The organism is Streptomyces sp. NBC_01304, from assembly GCF_035975855.1.
Lineage (GTDB): Bacteria > Actinomycetota > Actinomycetes > Streptomycetales > Streptomycetaceae > Streptomyces.
Genome location: NZ_CP109055.1, coordinates 4,316,093 through 4,333,188 on the forward strand (window position 1 = coordinate 4,316,093; position 17,096 = coordinate 4,333,188).

Genomic DNA, 17,096 nt, shown 5'->3' on the forward strand with positions numbered 1-17,096 from the left:
GTCAGCCGGACTCGGCGGCCTGCCGGCCGAGGCGCTCGACGAAGTAGAGCTGCTCGTGGCCGCGGTCGTCGAGGCTGTCCACGACCTGCTCGGCCTCGGCCCTGGTGGCGTATCTGCCGACGCGATAGCGGTTGCTGTGGTCGTCCTGCCTGATGACCTGCCATGGGAGCATCGCGCTGCCGTCGTTCATCGTGCGCCACCCCCCGGGAAGCCCAGTGCCGGTTCGACCCGTGCCCCGATCTCTAAGGAAACCGCAATCCGCATATGCCCGAGCCTACGCCCGACCTTCACTCAGCGGATATGTGTTTGCACAATGAGGTAGCGCGGACGACATCAACCAGCCAACGCCGGCCCAGACCAATGGGGGCGCACCCCTCGGATGCGCCCCCGAAGCCAGGTCAGTCGGCCGTACGTACCGTCGGCAGCGGCATCAGCACCGGCTCGCCCGGCGTCTTGCGGCAGGCATCGCCGCACTCCGCGTCGAGGGAGCAGCACAGCGAGCAGATCGGGCCCGACTGGACCGGGCAGTCGGCGACGTCGGGGAGTTCGTAGGCCGTGGCGCAGACCGAGCAGGTGTGGGTGGCCGTGATGTCGGCGATCTCGACGTCCGGGCCGTTCACCGGGTTGGGCCTGGCCAGGTAGTACTTGCCCTTCGTGGCCCAGGCGATCAACGGGCAGAGAATCAGGGCGAGTCCGGCCGCGATGAAGGTCGAGAAGGCCTCGGCGTACGTACCGAAGAGGCCGAAGAAGGCCAGGATCGAGACCGTCGAGGCGATCGCCATCGAGCCGAAGCCGGCCGGGTTCACGGCGTACAGGTAGGCGCGCTTGAACTCGATGTACTTCGGGCTCCAGCCCATCCGCTTGTTGATGACCAGGTCCGCCGCCACGGCCGTGATCCACGCGATGCCCACGTTGGAGTAGAAGCCGAGCAGTTTGTTCAGGGCGGCGAACATGTTCATTTCCATCAGCGTCAGCGCGATGGCGAGGTTGAGGAAGATGTACCAGACGCGGCCCGGGTGCTTGTGCGTGATGCGGGAGAAGAAGTTGGACCAGGAGAGCGAACCGCTGTAGGCGTTCGTGACGTTGATCTTGATCTGGGAGACGATCACGAAGATCGCCGCGGCGGGGAGGGCGAAGGTGCCGAGCCAGGGGCGCAGGGCCTCCAGCTGCGGGGCTATGGGCTCCAGGGCGTGCGTCTTGCCGACCGCTTCCAGGGCGACGAAGGCCAGGAAGGCGCCGCCGAGCTGCTTGGCCGCGCCGATGATGACCCAGCCGGGGCCTGCGGCAAGGACGGCCAGATTCCAACGCCGTTTGTTGGAAGCCGTCTTGGCGGGCATGAAGCGCAAGTAGTCCGCCTGCTCGCCGATCTGGGCGATGAGGGAGAGCGCCACACCCGTGCCGAGCCCGAAGCCGATCCAGGAGAAGCCGGAGCCCGCGCCCTCCGTGCCGCCGAAGTGGCCGAACGCGCCCCAGGCGTCCGGGGCCTCGAAGGCGAGGACGACGAACGGGAGCACCATGCCGATGATCCAGATCGGCTGCGTCCAGGCCTGCACCTTGGCGAGCGCGCCCATCCCGCGGAACACGATCGGGATCACGATGAGGGTGGTGACCAAGTAGCCGACCTGCACCGGGAGTCCGACCGCCTGGTGCATGGCCTGGGCCATGATCGAGCCCTCGAGCGCGAAGAAGATGAAGGTGAAGGACGCGTAGATGAGGGACGTCAGGGTCGAGCCGAAGTAGCCGAAGCCCGCTCCCCGTGTCACCAGGTCCATGTCCAGGCCGTACTTGGCGCAGGCCCGGGCGATCGGGATGCCGGTCAGGAAGATGATCGTGGCCGCGGTCAGGATCGACGCGAAGCCACTGGTGAAGCCGTACGTGAAGACGATCGACGCACCGATCGCGAAGTCCGCGAGATAGGCGATCCCGCCGAGCGCGGTACCCGCCACCGTGCCGGGCGACCAGGTCCGAAAAGAGTGCGGCGCATAGCGCAGCGAGTAGTCCTCGCGGCTCTCGTCGGCGGCGAGCTTGGCATAACTCCTCTTTGGCGGTGGGGAGTTGCTCGTGGTGTCGCGGGTGACCGTGTCCGTCATGAGGGTTCCTTCTTCGCTTCTCGCCGACCGGGATGCGGGTACGGTCGAGGAAGCTAGGAGCCGGACATGACGATCCGTAGCGGTATACCATTAACCCGGTGTTACGTGGCCCGGGCATGCGTTAACTCGCGGTCACGGCGCCGGACGGAGGCATCCGGCTATCGGTCACCGGCCGCCCGAAGGGGCGTACGCCGGGGCTATTTGACCGGCAGGTGGTAGGCAATCCGGAAACGGTCGGCGGGCACGACGACATCGGCCGTCTCGACCGGGCGTCCCGAGGCGAAGTACGTACGCTCGATGACCACGACCACATGTCCGGGCACCCCGCCGAGCGCCAGCAGCTCCTCCGCGAGGCCCGGGCGGGCGCCGACCTCCTCCGCGACGTTGTCCACGATCACGTCGATCGCGGCCATCCGCTCGACCACGCCACAGCCGCCGAGGGGGCCCTCCTCGGGCAGCATCACGGGAGTGCGTCCCGTGACGGCCAGGGGTTCGTACGACGTCGAGAGCATCATGGTCTCGCCCGCGTCCCGGAAGACGTACTTCGTGCGCATCACGCGGTCGCCGACGGACAGCGCGAGGCGGTCGGCGATCTCCTCGGTCGCCTCGATCTGCTCGCTGCGCGACTCCCAGGTGCCGCGCGCGCCGGACTCGGCCTGCTCCTGCCTGAAGGGCGTCGAGCCGTTCGACGAGCGGTATCCCGAGCGGGACACCCGGCGCGGCACGGGGCGCTCGCGCACATAGGTGCCGGATCCGGAACGCCCCTCGACCAGGCCCTCGGCCATGAGCACCTTGCGCGCCTCGAGCGCCACGGTGTCCGAGACGCCGTACTCCTCGCGGATGCGGGCCTGCGAGGGGAGGCGGGTGTGCGGCGGCAGTGTCCCGCTGACGATCTGCTTGCGGAGGTCGTCGGCGACGCGCAGATACGCCGGCTGCTCACCGAAGGTCACTGGCCACTCCCATCAGGTTGACAGACAGCAACAGCCTGGCAACCGTGGGTTGTTGACCGCAACCTTAGGCCAAAGAACCACTCGATGTGATGAACGGGGGTTTACCCAGCGGGGTTTCGCAAGGCGCGACTTGAGCCCAACGAGCGAGGCAGTCCGGCGGCACGGGCCGCGGTCACGGTGTGTGCGGGGCCGGGGGTGAGGTCAGACCTCGGACCCTTGGCCGCCCTCACCCGAGTCCTCGGAACCGTCGTCGCCCGAGCCCGGCGCGGTGTCACGCAGCGAGCCCGAGGTCTTGCTGCCGTCCGCCTGGCCGAGCACACAGGTCACCTCGCGGTCACCGTCCGACCAGCTGGAATCCGTGGGGCCGAAGAAGTACAGGTACGCGCCCGAGGACGCCGCGCCCCGGTCCCCCACGTAATCGTCGACGAGCTTGGAGCACTTGTCCTGGGCGACCTCGGTGATGCGGTCCTCGCCCGGGTAGCCGTCGCGGTCGGCCAGGTCGAAGGAGCCGAACACCTCGCCGTGGTGCCGCTCGGCGCAGGGCACGACGTCGACATCGGTCATGTCGCCCTCCATGTCGCCGCCCGGGACGTTGAAGCACTCGCCCTTGTCGAGCGCGGTGACCTGGTTCTCGCGGGCCTCGCGCAGCCCGTCCCGTACGCCGTCCATGAAGTCGGAGGCCGCGCCGGAGAAGAAGAACAGGGCGAGCAGCAGCGACCCGACCGAGGAGAGCGTGAGGCCCGCGACGGCCATGCCCTTGCCCCGGTCGCCGCTCTTCTTGATCTGGACGAGCGCGACGATGCCGAAGATCAGGCCGAGCAGCGGGAGGCAGCACAGGATGCCGACGACGAGCGAGGCGATGGCCCAGCCGTTCACCGGGGACTGCGCGGGAGGCGGGCCGCCGTAGGGGTAGGGCTGCTGCCAGCCGGAGCCGTAGGGGGCCGGCGGGACCTGGCCGTAGGGGCTCTGGCCGTACGGGCTCGGCTCGGGCGCCCCCTGGGCGTCCTGGGGCGGCGGGGGTATGGCCACGCGGGTGCTCCTGCTCGACTCTGCCGCGCGTACGACAGCAACACCGCGCGAACGAATGCGCGAATCGTACGCCGCCCCCGGAAGGGGACGGCGTACGACGTCAGGAACGGTCAGCGGCTACCGGGAGCTCAGAACTGCAGGCCCCAGGAGTCGATCTTGCCGGTGTCGATGTTCGCGTTGTCCGTCACCCGCAGCTTCCAGGTGCCGTTCGCCACCTCGGAGGAGGCGTTCACGGTGTACGTGGTGTTGATGTTGTCGCTGCTGCCACCGGTACCGAAGCCCTTCAGGGTGTACGCGGTCCCGTCGGGGGCGATCAGCTGGACCCGGAGGTCGCCGATGTAGGTGTGCTTGATGTCGACCGGAACCTTCAGCGTCGCGGGGGCGTTGCCCGCGACACCGGTGACGGCGATCGGCGACTCCACGGTCGTGTTGTCGGCGATCGCGTAGTCGGTCGGGTTCGAGAACGACTTGCCGGGCGGGGTGGTCCCGCCGGGGCCGACCTGCAGCAGACGGTTGGGCGAGCCGGTGCCCGGGCTGGTCACCACGCCCGTGCTGGAAGCGGCCACCAGGCCGTCACGGACCTGCGCCGGGGTCGCCGTCGGGTTGTCCGCGAGGTACAGCGCGGCCGCACCCGCGGTGTGCGGCGAGGCCATCGACGTACCGGAAATGGTGTTGGTGGCGGTGTCGCTGGTGTTCCACGCGGAGGTGATCGACGAACCCGGGGCGAACAGGTCGAGCACGGTGCCGTAGTTGGAGTAGCTGGCCTTGGCGTCCGTGTTCGTGGTCGCGCCGACCGTGATGGCCTCGGCCACGCGGGCGGGCGAGCGGGTGGAGGCGTCGGTCGACTCGTTGCCCGCGGCCAGGGCGTAAGTGACGCCGGAGGCTATGGAGTTGCGGACCGCGGTGTCGAGCGCGGTGTCGGCGCCGCCGCCGAGGCTCATGTTCGCGGCGGCCGGCTTGACGGCGTGCTGGGTGACCCAGTCGATGCCCGCGACGACCTGCTCTGTGGTGCCCGAGCCGGAGTTGTCGAGGACGCGGACCGCGACGATCTTCGCCTTCTTGGCGACGCCGTAGCTGTTGCCCGCGACGGTGGCGGCGACGTGCGTGCCGTGGCCGTGGCCGTCCTGGGCGGTGTTGTCGTTGTCGATGGCGTCATAGCCGTAGGAGGCACGGCCGCCGAAGTCGCTGTGCGTGATCCGGGTGCCGGTGTCGATGACGTAGACGGTGACGCCCTCGCCGGCCTTGTCCGGGTAGGTGTAACTCTGGTTCAGCGGCAGCGTCTTCTGGTCGATGCGGTCCAGGCCCCACGACGGCGGGTTGGGCTGGGTGCCGTCCACCTTGAAGACGCGGTTCTGGACGACCGACGCGACCGCCGGGTCCGCCGCGAACCGCTTGGCCTCGGCCTCGGTGGCCTTGACCGAGTAGCCGTTGAGCGCCTCCTTGTACGTGCGCTTGATGTCGGCGCCGTACTCCTTGGCGAGGGCCTTGCCCTTCGCGGACGTCGACTTCGCGGCGCTGTCCTTCAGCGTCACGATGTAGCTGTCCTTGACGGCGCCCTTGGCGCCCGCGTTCTCGATCGTGCCCACACGTGCCTGCGCCGCGCCCGATGGTGGGGCGGACATGACGCCGAGGGCGAGTGCCGCCACGGCTGTCGCGCTGAGGGTTGCGAGTCTTCGCCGTGCAGGACTCTTCAGTGCCATCTGAGGGATCCTCCTCGTTGATGGTGCGCTGGTGGGGGGTGTTGCGGGGGTGATCAGCGATGGTGCGTGGGTGGTTCCGGTGCGCTCACAGAACAGCGGCAGGGCCATGACAGGCCGGGCCGTCAGCGAAAGATTGGCGGATCCATAGGAATCACACAAGGGTCCTGCACAGTCGTAATAGAGCCGCCATGGGCCTGACATGACGCATCGTCATCACATGGGGCATTTAGGTTGTGTTCATGACTGCATTGCCTGATTGTGTCTGCCCTGTTGACGGAACGCGCGTCCCCGCCGGGTCCCTGACCTGGTGCTGCCCCTCCTGCCGGGGTCCACTGGACCTCGATTTCCATCCGACCCCGACGCCTCTCAAGTCCCTTGCGGGGCGCGTCAATTCGCTCTGGCGGTACGCGGAGTCGCTGCCCCTGTCGAACCCCTCGGTCAGCCTCGGCGAGGGGCGTACGCCGGTGGTACCGCTCACGGACCAGGTCTCGGCGAAGCTGGACTTCCTGATGCCGACCCTGTCCTTCAAGGACCGTGGCGCGGTGATGCTGGCCGAGCTGGCGCGCCGGCTCGGGCCCGAGCGCGTGATCGCGGACTCCAGCGGTAACGCGGGGACCGCGGTGGCGGCCTACTGCGCGCGGGCCGGGCTCAAGTGCACGGTGTACGTCCCGCGCGGTACGTCGCCGAAGAAGGTGGAGCAGGTGCGGGCGCACGGGGCTTCGGTGGAGGTGGTGGAGGGGGATCGGGAGGCGACGGCTGTCGCGGCTCGGGCTGCCGCTGATCTGCCGGGGGTTTTCTACGCCTCCCATGTGCACAACCCGTACTTCCTGCACGGGACGAAGACGTACGTCCACGAGCTGTGGGAGGACCTGGGCGGGCGGCTGCCCGACGCGGTGGTGGTGCCGGTCGGGAACGGGACGCTGCTGCTCGGGGCGGCGCTCGCTCTGCGGGAGTTGCACACGGCGGGGCTGATCGACCGGGTGCCGGTGCTTTACGGGGTGCAGGCCGCGGCGGTCTCGCCGTTGGCTGCGGCGTTCGCGGCCGGTTCCTCCGAGCTGGGCCCGCCTGTTGACGTCAAGCCCACCTACGCGGAGGGCATCGCGATTCCGCGGCCGCCCCGGGCCCGGCAGATCCTTTCTGCTGTACGGGAGTTCGGCGGGTCGATCGTGACGGTGCCGGATCCGGCGATCGCCGCGGCACAGCGGGATCTGGCCCGGCGCGGGCTTTATGTCGAGTCGACCGGTGTTGCCTGCTGGGCGGCTGTGCACCGAGGGGCGCTGGCCACGGTGCTGGCGGGGCGGGGCGTGGTGGTGCCGCTCTGTGGGGCGGGGGCGAAGACCGGCATGGCGGAGGTGGTGGGGGTGGAGTGAGCGGGCCGGACGGCTAGTTGGCGACGATTTGGGACCGGGTGGCGTGCTGTTGTGATCGGCGGGCGCCAGGTTTTCGTCGCTTTTCGTCTTCGCGTGACATTCGGTGTCCACCTTGGCCTGTTTTAACCTGACCCATACCCACGCCGGTTATGTCACTGGCACGGTGCCGGATGACGGTGCCCGGGTCCGCCCAGCCCCTGCCGGATCTGCCCGGTGCCGTCGTCCGCACCACTGCGGAACTCCAGGGGGCTCCCCGTCCCCGCCGTCAGGGTGCGGGTCCGGAAGGTGGACTTCCTGATGTCTTCGACCACACCGAACCATTCCTTACGCGGCTCACCCGCTTCGGCCTCCTTACCCTCCTTACCGCGCAGGCTGCGCGGCAGGCTGGCCGTCCTGTTCTCCGCGCTGGCGCTGGCGCTGTACGGCATGCTCGCCGTGGCCGTCCCCGCGTACGCGGACGACCACATCCAGATCACGGACTCGGCCGACCCGGTCCCGGCCAACACGCCCTACGACTACATCGTGACTGTCCCCAACCCGCTGTATCAGGGCGGCTTCGGCGAGATCACCGTCGATCTCAGCGGCGCCGCGGCCACCTTCACCGGCGTCTACTCCGCCGACCACCCCTCCATCGTGTGCAGTGCATCCGGAACCCACGCGACCTGCCATGCGACGTTCAGCCCGGGATCCGCGCCCATCCACATCAACTTGACGGTCCTGCCGACCGTTGAGGGAACAGTCGACGCCGACACGGAACTGATCGGCATGCAGCCCCTCGGCTCCGACAGCACCACCACCACGATCACTGCGGGTGGCGGCGCCGATGAAGCCGACCTGGCCACCACCGTCACCGACTCGCCCGACCCCGTCGCACTCGGCGGCTCCTTCACCGACACCGTGACCGTCACCAACAACGGCCCGGACAATGCCACTTCGGTCGAGACCTCCGTCGCGTACACGGGCGCCGCGTCCACGCTGGGCACGGTGAGCCCCAGCCAGGGCACCTGCACCCCCAGCGGCTCCACGGTGAACTGCGCCCTGGGCTCGCTGGCCAACGGCGCGTCCGCCACCGTGACGATCACCGTTGAACCGTCGGCGACCGGCACCGTCACCGCGACCGCCACCACCACGGCGACCGAGGACGACCCGACGCCCGGCAACAACAGCGACGCCGAGTCGACCACCGTCAACAACGCCAACGGCTGCACGATCACCGGCACCAGCGGCAACGACACCATCAACGGCACCAACGGCAACGACGTGATCTGCGCCCTCGGCGGCAACGACACCGTCAACGCCGGCAACGGCCACGACACCGTCTACGGCGGCGCAGGCAACGACACGCTCAATGGCGACAACGGCGACGACACCCTCCACGGGGGTGACGGTGACGACGCCCTGAACGGCAACAACGGCAACGACACCATCAACGGCGGCGCCGGAGACGACACCGCCGACGGCGGCAACGGCAACGACACCTGCCCCGGCACCGAACACCCGACGAGCTGCACCGCCTAGCGGGCCCGGCTCCTCCCGCACCACCCCATGACGCTGTCCCGGCCGCCCTCACCACCGGCCGGGACAGCCCACGCCCGACTTGGGGCATTTACCGATAAATGCCGGACCGGCTGTAAGACTCGGCCAGGTGACCAAGCGCCTGATCGCCGTCCTGCTCACGGCCGCCCTCGCCGCCCCGGCCACCACCGTGACGGCCGCCGCCTCCGATCGCACCGACCCGGGCGGCGAGTGCGCCCCCTCCCCCGACTGGACCCCGGCCGCCACCTCGCCCGGCGCGACCGGAGCGGCCCACGCCTACGTCGGGAACGGCTATCTCGGCGTACGCGTGCCACCGCGCGGGACCGGGTACGACGCGTCCACGGCACCGACCGGCTGGCCCCTGTTCACCCCGCGCTACGACGGCGCCTTCGTCTCGGGCCTGTACGCCGTGGACGCCACGAGCCCCCGCAACACCGGCCGGCAGGCCATCGCCGCACTCCCGAACTGGTCGGCGCTCGACATCGCCACCGGCGGGCCCGGCGGGGAGACGTACGGGCCCGGGAGCCGGATCTCCCGGTACCGCCAGACGCTGTTCCTGCGCTGCGGATTCGTGCGTACGTCGCTGACCTGGACGGCGGCCGACGGGCGGCGCACGGACCTCCAGTACGACGTCCTCGCGGACCGCAACGCCGCGCACAGTGCGGCCGTACGGCTCAGACTCACCCCGCACTGGGACGGCCGGGCCACCGTCACCGACCGGATCGACGGGCGGGGCGCGCGGCGCCTCGCGCAGCTGGCCGGTGGGCCGCAGGGGCGCGAGACGATGGATGTCGCGTTCCGGGCGGAGGGTACCGGGACCGTGGGAGCGGTCGCCTCGACGCTGCGAGCTCCGGGACCGGTCGAACGAGCGCGCCCGGCACGGGACTTGAGCGTCGCCCAGTCCGCCTCCTTCCCCGTCCGCAGCGGGCGCGCCTACGTCGCCACCAAGTACGTCGGCGTCGACACCACCCTCACCGCACAGGCCCCGCGCGCCGCCGCGGGCACCGCCTCCCTGCAGGCCGCCCGGCGCGGCTGGACCCCGCTGTTCGCCGCGCACGCCGGTGCCTGGCAGGCGCTGTGGTCGTCGCGGATCGAGGTGCCGGGGCGTCCGGAGCTGCAACTGTGGGTGCGCTCGGCGCAGTACGGGCTGTACTCGGCGCTGCGCCGAGGCGCCCGGGGCAGCATCGCCCCGGCCGGGCTGACCAGCGACAACTACGCGGGCCTGGTCTTCTGGGACGCGGAGACCTGGATGTATCCGGCGCTGCTCGTCACCCGGCCCGAGCTCGCCCGGCCCGTCCTCGACTACCGGTACGAGACGCGCGCGGGAGCCGCCGCCAACGCCCGGAAGCTGGGCTTCAAGGGGCTGTTCTACCCCTGGACGAGCGGCAGTTCGGGCGAGGTGTGGTCCGAGTGCCACAGCTGGCGGCCGCCGCACTGCGTCACCCAGAACCACCTCCAGAGCGACATCGCGCTCGCCGTCTGGCAGTACTGGCAGGCGACCGGCGACCGCGCCTGGCTGCTCGAACGCGGCTGGCCGCTCCTGAAGGGGCTCGCGGAGTTCTGGGCCGACCGGGCCGACGACAATAAGGACGGCACGTACTCGATCAGGCAGGTGGCCGGGCCCGACGAGTACAGCAACGGCGTGGACGACGCCGCCTTCACCAACGCGGGGGCCGCCACCACCCTGCGCCACGCCACCCGCGCGGCCCGAGCCCTCGACCAACCCGCCGATCCCGCCTGGGAGTTGATCGCCGGCCGCCTGCGGATGCCGTACGACCCCAAGCGCAAGATCTTCCTGCAGTACGCCGGCTTCGACCGCCCGAACATCAAGCAGGCGGACACGGTGCTGCTCACCTATCCCCTGGAGTGGCCGATGCCGCCGGGCGCGGCCGCCGCGACCCTCGATCACTACGCCGCGATCACCGACCCGGACGGGCCGGCCATGACGGACTCGGTGCACGCGGTCGACGCCGCCGCGATCGGGGAGCCCGGGTGCGCCGCGTACACGTATCTGCAGCGGGCGATCCGGCCGTTCGTACGCGGCCCCTTCGCGCTCTTCTCCGAGGCGCGCGGCGACAAGGCGGGGGCCGACGATCCCCTGGCCGGGTCGCCCGCACAGGACTTCCTGACCGGGAAGGGCGGGTTCCTGCAGGTGTTCACGCACGGCCTGACGGGGCTGCGGATGCGCGAGGACCGGGTACGGCTCGATCCGATGCTGCCCCCTCAACTGCCGGGTGGGGTAAGGCTGTTCGGGCTGCGCTGGCAGGGGCGTACGTACGATCTCGCCATCGGGCCGCGCGAGACGACGGTGCGGCTGACGGAGGGCGAGCCCTTCACGGTCGAGACGCCGCAAGGACGGTTCACCGTCGGTTCGTCACCCTTGGTTCTCAAGACGCGGCGGCCCGATCTCGTACCGAGCGGGAATCTGGCGCGCTGCAGGCCCGCGACAGCCACCTCGGAGGAGCCGGGGCTGTACGCGGCGGCCGCGGTGGACGGCAGCCCCGCGACTCTCTGGCGGCCGGGCGCCGCCGGGGCCTCGCTGACGGTGGATCTGCAGCGGACGACCGCGATCCAGGACGTGCGGGTGACGGGCACGCGCGCGTACCGGGCGACCGTGTCGGCCGACGGGAAGCGCTGGGCGGCGCTCGCGCCGGGGATCCGGGGGCGGTTCGTGCGGATCACACAGACGGGCGAAAAGCCCACCGAGGTAAGCGAGTTGACCGTCATGTGATCGACGTGTCGCCGTGGGCCTCAAGGAGCTTGCGCAGGCCGGCCGCGACCTGGTCGCACTCCTCGCGGTCCAGGGCGGCGGCGATCCGGGCGTAGTTGACGAGGTGGGCCGCCATCACCTTGTCGATCACCTTCCGACCCTCCCCCGTGAGCCGGATCTGCACGGTCCGGCGGTCGCCGCCGTCCCGGACCCGCTCGACCAGGCCCTTGGCCTCCATGCGGTCGATGCGATTGGTGATCGCGCCCGAGGTGACCATGGCCGCCTTGAGGAAGGCGCCGGCCGTCAGTGCGTACGGCGGGCCGGAGCGTCGGAGCGTGGTGAGGACGTCGAACTCGCCCAGTTCCAGGCCGTGTTGGGACGAGAACGTCTTCTGCTCCTTCTCGATGACGCGCGCGAGGCGCTGAATACGGGCCAGGACCTGTACCGGCCAGAGGTCTTCGGCCAGCTCCGGCCGCTCCTCGACCCACTGGCCGACGATCGCGTCCACCGCATCACCCATGACAGCTCCTCACTCAGCTTCGACCCTCGATCTCTCAATATTAAGACACTTGACGTTGAACGACACCGACTGCTTTTATCTCAACGTTAAGAAAATCAATCTTCAGGGGGTTCTCGTGTCCATCGCTGCCGCACGCACCGTCGTCCGACCGGCCGACGCCGCAGCCCCACCCCGCCAAGTCCCCGTCCTCTGGCTGGCGTTGCTCGCCACCCCCATCGCCGCGGGCGCCAACGCGCCCGTGCTGATCCTGCCGGACATGGGCCGCTCGCTCGGTGTCTCCACGGCCACCGTGACCTGGCTGGTCACCGCCTTCGCCTGGGCCATGTCGATCGGCACGCCGCTGCTCTCGGGGCTGATCCGGCAGCGCGGCGTGGCGGCCGCGCTGAAGGTCGGCTCCGCCTTCGTCGTGGCAGGCACCGCGCTCGTCTCCTTCGCGCCCTGGCTGCCGCTCACCCTCCTCGGGCGGGCGGGGCAGGCGATCGGCGGTGCGGGACTGGTCGCCGTGGCGCTGAACCTGGCCGGGAGCGCCAAGCGGATGGGCGTCATCACCTCCGGGTTCGGCATTCTCGGGGCATCCGGACCGCTGCTCGGGCAGCAGTTGAGCTCCTCCGTGTCCTGGCGCCTCTCGCTCGCCGTGTCCGCGCTCTCGCTGCTCGCCGTGCCGGTCGTGGCGCGGCACGCGAAGTCGGCGCCGCCCGCACCGTCGACGTTCGACGTACGCGGGGCCGGGCTCCTGGTCGCGCTCGCCACCTCCCTCGTACTGATTCCCAAGGCGCCCCTGCCGGCGCTGGGTGCGGCGCTCGTCGCCGCCGCGTTCCTCGGCGTACACCTGAAGAAGCGCCCGGAGGGGTTCGTACCGGCCGCGCTGCTGCGGTCGCGGGCCTTCCTGACCGCGTCCGCCGTCGCGCTTACCCTCTCCACCTCGTACTTCGCGCTGCTCTTCGCCGTGCCGCAGCTGATCAAGGACCGGACCGACTGGAGCGTCGGCGCGGTCGGCACGGGGCAGCTCGTCGCCATGCTCGCCGGGTCGGTGCTGTCCTGGCTGCTCGCGGCGGCCTCGGCACGGATGGGGCGGCGTTCCGTGTACGGGATGCTGCTCGGGGTCGGGATCACGGCGGCCGTCGTCGCGGTGTTCGCGAGCTGGGCGCCACTGCTGCTGCTCGCCACCACGGCCGCGATCTTCTCGGCGACCGGCAGCAACGCGTGCCTCGCCATGTACGCGGGCCAGGCCTCGCCGGCGCCGCAACGGCCTTCCGCGATCGGCCTGTTCGTCCTCGCCTATCAGCTGGGCGGCGCGCTCGGTCCGGCCATCGCGGCACTGCTCGTCCTGTCCTGAACGGCTGCTCGTCCCGTCTTGAACGGCTGCTCGTCCCGTCTTGAACGGCCGCTCGCCCTGTCCTGAACGGCCGCTCGCCCTGTCCTGAACGGCCGCTCGCCCTGTCCTGAACGGCCGCTCGCCCTGTCCTGAACGGCCGCTCGCCCTGTCCTGAACGGCCGCTCGCCCTGTCCTGAACGCCCGCCCCGCCCGCTCCTGACCGGCCGCCGTCTGTCTAAGGTGCTCCGATGACCACGCCCACCACCGGGTCCGTCCCGTCCGCCCCGTCCTCCGAAGTGACCTTCCACGTCAACGGCAGCCCCCACACCCTACGCCTCGACAACCGCACCACCCTCCTGGACGCCCTGCGCGAGCGGCTCGCGGTGACCGGGCCGAAGAAGGGCTGCGACCACGGGCAGTGCGGCGCCTGCACCGTCCTCGTCGACGGACGCCGGATGAACGCGTGCCTGCTGCTCGCGGTCACGCTGGACGGGGCCGAGGTGACCACGGTGGAAGGGCTCGCTTCGGGCGGTGAACTGCACCCGGTACAGCGGGCGTTCCTGGAGCGGGACGCGTTCCAGTGCGGGTTCTGTACGCCGGGGCAGCTGTGCTCGGCCGTGGGAATGCTGGCCGAGAGCGAGGGAGCGGAGCTCTCCGACGCCGACGTACGGGAGCGGATGAGCGGGAACCTCTGCCGGTGCGGGGCCTACCGGAACATCGTGCGGGCCATTCAGGACGCGGCCTCGCAGAACGGTGCCGTCTGATGCAGACCTTCGATTACCTGCGAGCCGCAAGCCCCACCGAGGCCGTCGCCGCCGTCACCGGCGCGCCCGGCACCCGCTTCCTCGCGGGCGGCACCAACCTCGTCGACCTGATGAAGCTCGGCGTGGAGCGCCCCGACCGGCTCGTCGACATCGGCCGGCTCCCGCTCGACCGCATCGAGGAGACCGTGGACGGCGGTCTGCGGATCGGCGCGACCGTCCGCAACAGCGATCTCGCCGCCCACCCCTTGGTCCGCGAACGCTGGCCCGCACTGTCCCAGGCCTTGCTCGCCGGGGCCTCCGGGCAGGTGCGCAACGCCGCGACGGTGGGCGGGAATCTGCTGCAGCGCACCCGCTGCGGCTACTTCCAGGACACCTCGAAGCCGTGCAACAAGCGGGTCCCGGGCAGCGGTTGTCCGGCCCGTACGGGAGCCCACCGGGATCTGGCGATCCTCGGCACGTCCGAGTCCTGTGTGGCGACGTACCCCGGCGACATGGCCGTCGCGCTCGCCGCCTTCGACGCGCGGGTGCGGCTGCTCGGCCCGGACGGGGCCACGCGCACGGTGGAGCTCACCGGGTTCCACCGGCTGCCGGGCGACGATCCGGCGCGGGACACCGTCCTCGCACACGGGGAGCTGATCACCGCCGTGGAGCTGCCGCCGCTCCCCGTCGCCGCGCGCTCGGTCTACCGCAAGGTCCGCGACCGGGCCTCGTACGCCTTCGCGCTCGCGTCGTGCGCCGCCGCCATCGACGTACAGGACGGTGTCGTACGTGAAGTCCGGTTGGCTTACGGGTCGTTGGCGCCCCGGCCGTGGCGGGCCCTCGCCGCCGAGACCTTCCTGACCGGGCGGCCCGCGACCGCCGAGTCCTTCGCCGCGGCGGCGGACGCCGAGCTCGCCGCCGCGCGGCCGCTGCCCGGCAACGCCTTCAAGGCCGGGCTGGCCCGCAACCTGACCGTCCAGCTCCTCACCGACCTCACGGAGGGCGCCCGATGACCAGCCTCTCGGCGCCCTCCCTGGGATCCCCGGTCGCCCGCCTCGAAGGCCTCGCCAAGGTCACCGGCGCCGCCCGCTACACGGCCGACCGCGACTGCGACGCCTACGCCTGGCCGGTTCCCGCGACCATCGCCAAGGGCCGTGTCACCGGCTTCGACGCCGCCGAGGCGCTCGCGCTGCCCGGTGCGCTCGCCGTGCTCACGCACGAGAACGCGGCGCGGCTCGCCTCCGAGGACGTACCGGCACGTCTGTGGCTGCTCCAGACGCCTCGGGTGGCGCATCACGGGCAGTACGTGGCACTGGCCGTCGCCACCTCCCTGGAGGGCGCCCGCGCGATGGCCGCCGCACTGCGGGTGACGTACGAACAGCAGCCGCACGACGTGGAGTTGAGGGCAGACGGGCCGACCGTGCACGCGCCCGCGACGGCCTTCACCGGGAAGCCCACGGATGTGCTGTGGGGCGATGCGGACGCCGCGTACGAGGAGGCGCCGGTACGGGTCGACGCGACCTACCGGACACCGGCCATGCACCAGCACCCCCTGGAGCCGCACGCGGCCGTGGCGGCCTGGGACGGGAACCGGCTCACCGTGCACGACAGCACGCAGTCCTCGAACGCCGTCGCCACCCTCCTCGCCCGGCTCTTCGGGATCGCCGCCGAGCAGGTCACCGTCGTCGCCGAACACATCGGCGGCGGCTTCGGCTCCAAGCTGGCGGGCGTGCAGCCCGTGCTCGCCGCCCTGGCCGCGCGGCACACCGGGCGACGGGTCAAACTCACCCTGCCCCGGCGGGAGTTGCCCGCCGTGGTCGGCCACCGTTCCGCCACGATCCAGCACCTGCGGCTCGCCGCCGACCGCGCCGGACGACTGCTCTCGCTCAGCCACGAGTCGGTCGCCGAGGAGTCCCCCGTGGGCGCCGTCCTGGAGTCCCCCGGCCTGGTCAGCCGTCTGATGTACGCCCATCCCCACAGCCGCACCACCCATCGCGCGGCCCTCCTCGACGTGCCCGCGCCCGGCATGATGCGCGGGCCCGGCGAGACGCCCGGCATGTTCGCGCTCGAATCGGCGATGGACGAGCTGGCGCAGGCGGCCGGGATCGATCCCGTCGAGCTGCGGCTGCGCAACGAGCCGGAGACCGACCCCGAGACCGGACTCCCCTTCAGCAGCCGCAACTTGACCGCCTGCCTGCGCGAGGGCGCGCGGCGCTTCGGCTGGCACGCGCGCGATCCACGGCCCGGGGTGCGACACGAGAGCGGCGGCCTGCTGATCGGGACGGGGGTCGCGGCGTCGACGTATCCGGCGAAGGTGCTGCCGTCGACCGCCGAGGCGGAGATCGACCGGGGCCGGGACGGGGACGGGGTCGGCTACGTGGTGCGGATCAACGCCACCGACATCGGCACCGGCGCCCGCACCGTCCTCGCGCAGGCCGCCGCCGACGAGTTGCGGGTGCCGCTGGACCGGGTGCGGATCGAGATCGGCTCCACCGCGCTGCCGACCGCGCCCTCCGCCGGCGGCTCGTTCGGCACGACGTCCTGGACCTGGGCCGTCGTCCGGGCCTGCCGGGACCTGCGGGAGTCCGGGGGCAGCTCGGCGTGGGTGGACACCGGGGCGGAGGTCGCCGCGGCGGCCGACCGGTACTCGCGGCACGCCTTCGGGGCACAGTTCGCCGAGGTGCAGGTGGACACGGTCAGCGGGGAGGTGCGGGTGCGGCGGCTGCTCGGGGTGTTCGCGGCCGGGCGGATCCTCAACCCGCGTACGGCGGACGCCCAGTTCACCGGCGCGATGGTGATGGGCCTGTCGATGGCGCTGCACGAGGGCAGCCACTTCGACCCGGAGTTCGGCGACTTCACGGAGCGCGACCTGGCGGCGTACCACGTCGCGTCCCATGCCGACATCCCGCAGCTGGAAGCCCACTGGCTCGACGAACACGATCCGGCGACGGGCCCGTTGGGCGCCAAGGGCATCGGCGAGATCGGCACCACGGGCACGGCGGCGGCGATCGCGAACGCGGTGCACCATGCCACCGGGGTCCGGCTGCGGGAGCTGCCGCTGCATCCGGACCGGGTACTGGAGGCACTGGCGGTACGCGGCTGACCTCGGGGCCCGGCTCCCCAACTGCCTTGT

Annotated in this window: 13 protein-coding genes; 7 read left to right on the forward strand and 6 right to left on the reverse strand. The window is 71.1% G+C overall.

What is annotated here, in order from left to right; translation table 11 throughout:
• Position 1: 1 nt before the first annotated feature.
• The 5 genes from OG430_RS18730 to OG430_RS18750 form a co-directional block, all read right to left on the reverse strand.
• Complete coding sequence (locus OG430_RS18730; RefSeq protein WP_327353675.1) at positions 2 to 190, reverse strand: SPOR domain-containing protein; 189 nt, start codon at positions 188 to 190, stop codon at positions 2 to 4.
• A 208-nt stretch (positions 191 to 398) separates the two neighbouring features.
• A complete protein-coding gene (locus OG430_RS18735) occupies positions 399 to 2,090 on the reverse strand; it encodes a purine-cytosine permease family protein (protein WP_327353676.1) in 1,692 nt (563 codons plus the stop codon).
• Positions 2,091 to 2,287: 197 nt separating this feature from the next.
• Entirely contained in the window at positions 2,288 to 3,040 is a 753-nt protein-coding gene (locus tag OG430_RS18740) for a GntR family transcriptional regulator (protein ID WP_327353677.1), read from the reverse strand.
• Between the two features lie 201 nt (positions 3,041 to 3,241).
• Positions 3,242 to 4,069, reverse strand: coding sequence for a DUF4190 domain-containing protein (locus OG430_RS18745; RefSeq protein ID WP_327353678.1), 828 nt, complete (start codon positions 4,067 to 4,069; stop codon positions 3,242 to 3,244).
• A 128-nt stretch (positions 4,070 to 4,197) separates the two neighbouring features.
• Positions 4,198 to 5,769: a S8 family peptidase gene (locus OG430_RS18750; RefSeq protein WP_327353679.1), complete on the reverse strand. Its 1,572-nt coding sequence runs from the start codon at positions 5,767 to 5,769 to the stop codon at positions 4,198 to 4,200.
• A gap of 239 nt (positions 5,770 to 6,008) precedes the next feature.
• Between OG430_RS18750 and OG430_RS18755 the strand changes: the two genes are divergently transcribed.
• The 3 genes from OG430_RS18755 (at position 6,009) to OG430_RS18765 (ending at position 11,406) form a co-directional block, all read left to right on the forward strand.
• Positions 6,009 to 7,139, forward strand: a complete 1,131-nt coding sequence (locus OG430_RS18755) for a threonine synthase (RefSeq protein ID WP_327353680.1) — start codon at positions 6,009 to 6,011, stop codon at positions 7,137 to 7,139.
• A 297-nt stretch (positions 7,140 to 7,436) separates the two neighbouring features.
• The gene (locus OG430_RS18760) at positions 7,437 to 8,657 is read left to right on the forward strand and encodes a calcium-binding protein (protein ID WP_327353681.1); all 1,221 of its coding nucleotides are present in this window, start codon (positions 7,437 to 7,439) and stop codon (positions 8,655 to 8,657) included.
• Positions 8,658 to 8,784: 127 nt separating this feature from the next.
• A complete protein-coding gene (locus OG430_RS18765) occupies positions 8,785 to 11,406 on the forward strand; it encodes a glycosyl hydrolase family 65 protein (RefSeq protein ID WP_327353682.1) in 2,622 nt (873 codons plus the stop codon).
• Here OG430_RS18765 and OG430_RS18770 read toward each other — a convergent pair.
• Positions 11,399 to 11,905 (reverse strand): MarR family winged helix-turn-helix transcriptional regulator, encoded by a 507-nt coding sequence (locus tag OG430_RS18770; protein ID WP_327353683.1) that lies wholly within the window; start codon positions 11,903 to 11,905, stop codon positions 11,399 to 11,401. The genes OG430_RS18765 and OG430_RS18770 overlap by 8 nt on opposite strands.
• 115 nt (positions 11,906 to 12,020) lie before the next feature.
• Here OG430_RS18770 and OG430_RS18775 point away from each other — a divergent pair, with 115 nt between their 5' ends.
• The 4 genes from OG430_RS18775 to OG430_RS18790 all read left to right on the forward strand — a co-directional run bounded on the left by OG430_RS18775 (position 12,021) and on the right by OG430_RS18790 (position 17,066).
• Positions 12,021 to 13,241 carry an MFS transporter gene (locus tag OG430_RS18775; RefSeq protein WP_327353684.1) on the forward strand — a complete coding sequence of 407 codons (1,221 nt, stop codon included), beginning with the start codon at positions 12,021 to 12,023 and terminating at the stop codon, positions 13,239 to 13,241.
• 227 nt (positions 13,242 to 13,468) lie between these two features.
• A complete protein-coding gene (locus OG430_RS18780) occupies positions 13,469 to 13,984 on the forward strand; it encodes a (2Fe-2S)-binding protein (RefSeq protein ID WP_327353685.1) in 516 nt (171 codons plus the stop codon).
• Positions 13,984 to 14,976 carry an FAD binding domain-containing protein gene (locus OG430_RS18785; protein ID WP_327353686.1) on the forward strand — a complete coding sequence of 331 codons (993 nt, stop codon included), beginning with the start codon at positions 13,984 to 13,986 and terminating at the stop codon, positions 14,974 to 14,976. The genes OG430_RS18780 and OG430_RS18785 overlap by 1 nt, the downstream gene beginning before the upstream one ends.
• A complete protein-coding gene (locus OG430_RS18790) occupies positions 14,973 to 17,066 on the forward strand; it encodes a xanthine dehydrogenase family protein molybdopterin-binding subunit (RefSeq protein ID WP_327353687.1) in 2,094 nt (697 codons plus the stop codon). The genes OG430_RS18785 and OG430_RS18790 overlap by 4 nt, the downstream gene beginning before the upstream one ends.
• Positions 17,067 to 17,096: the final 30 nt, after the last annotated feature.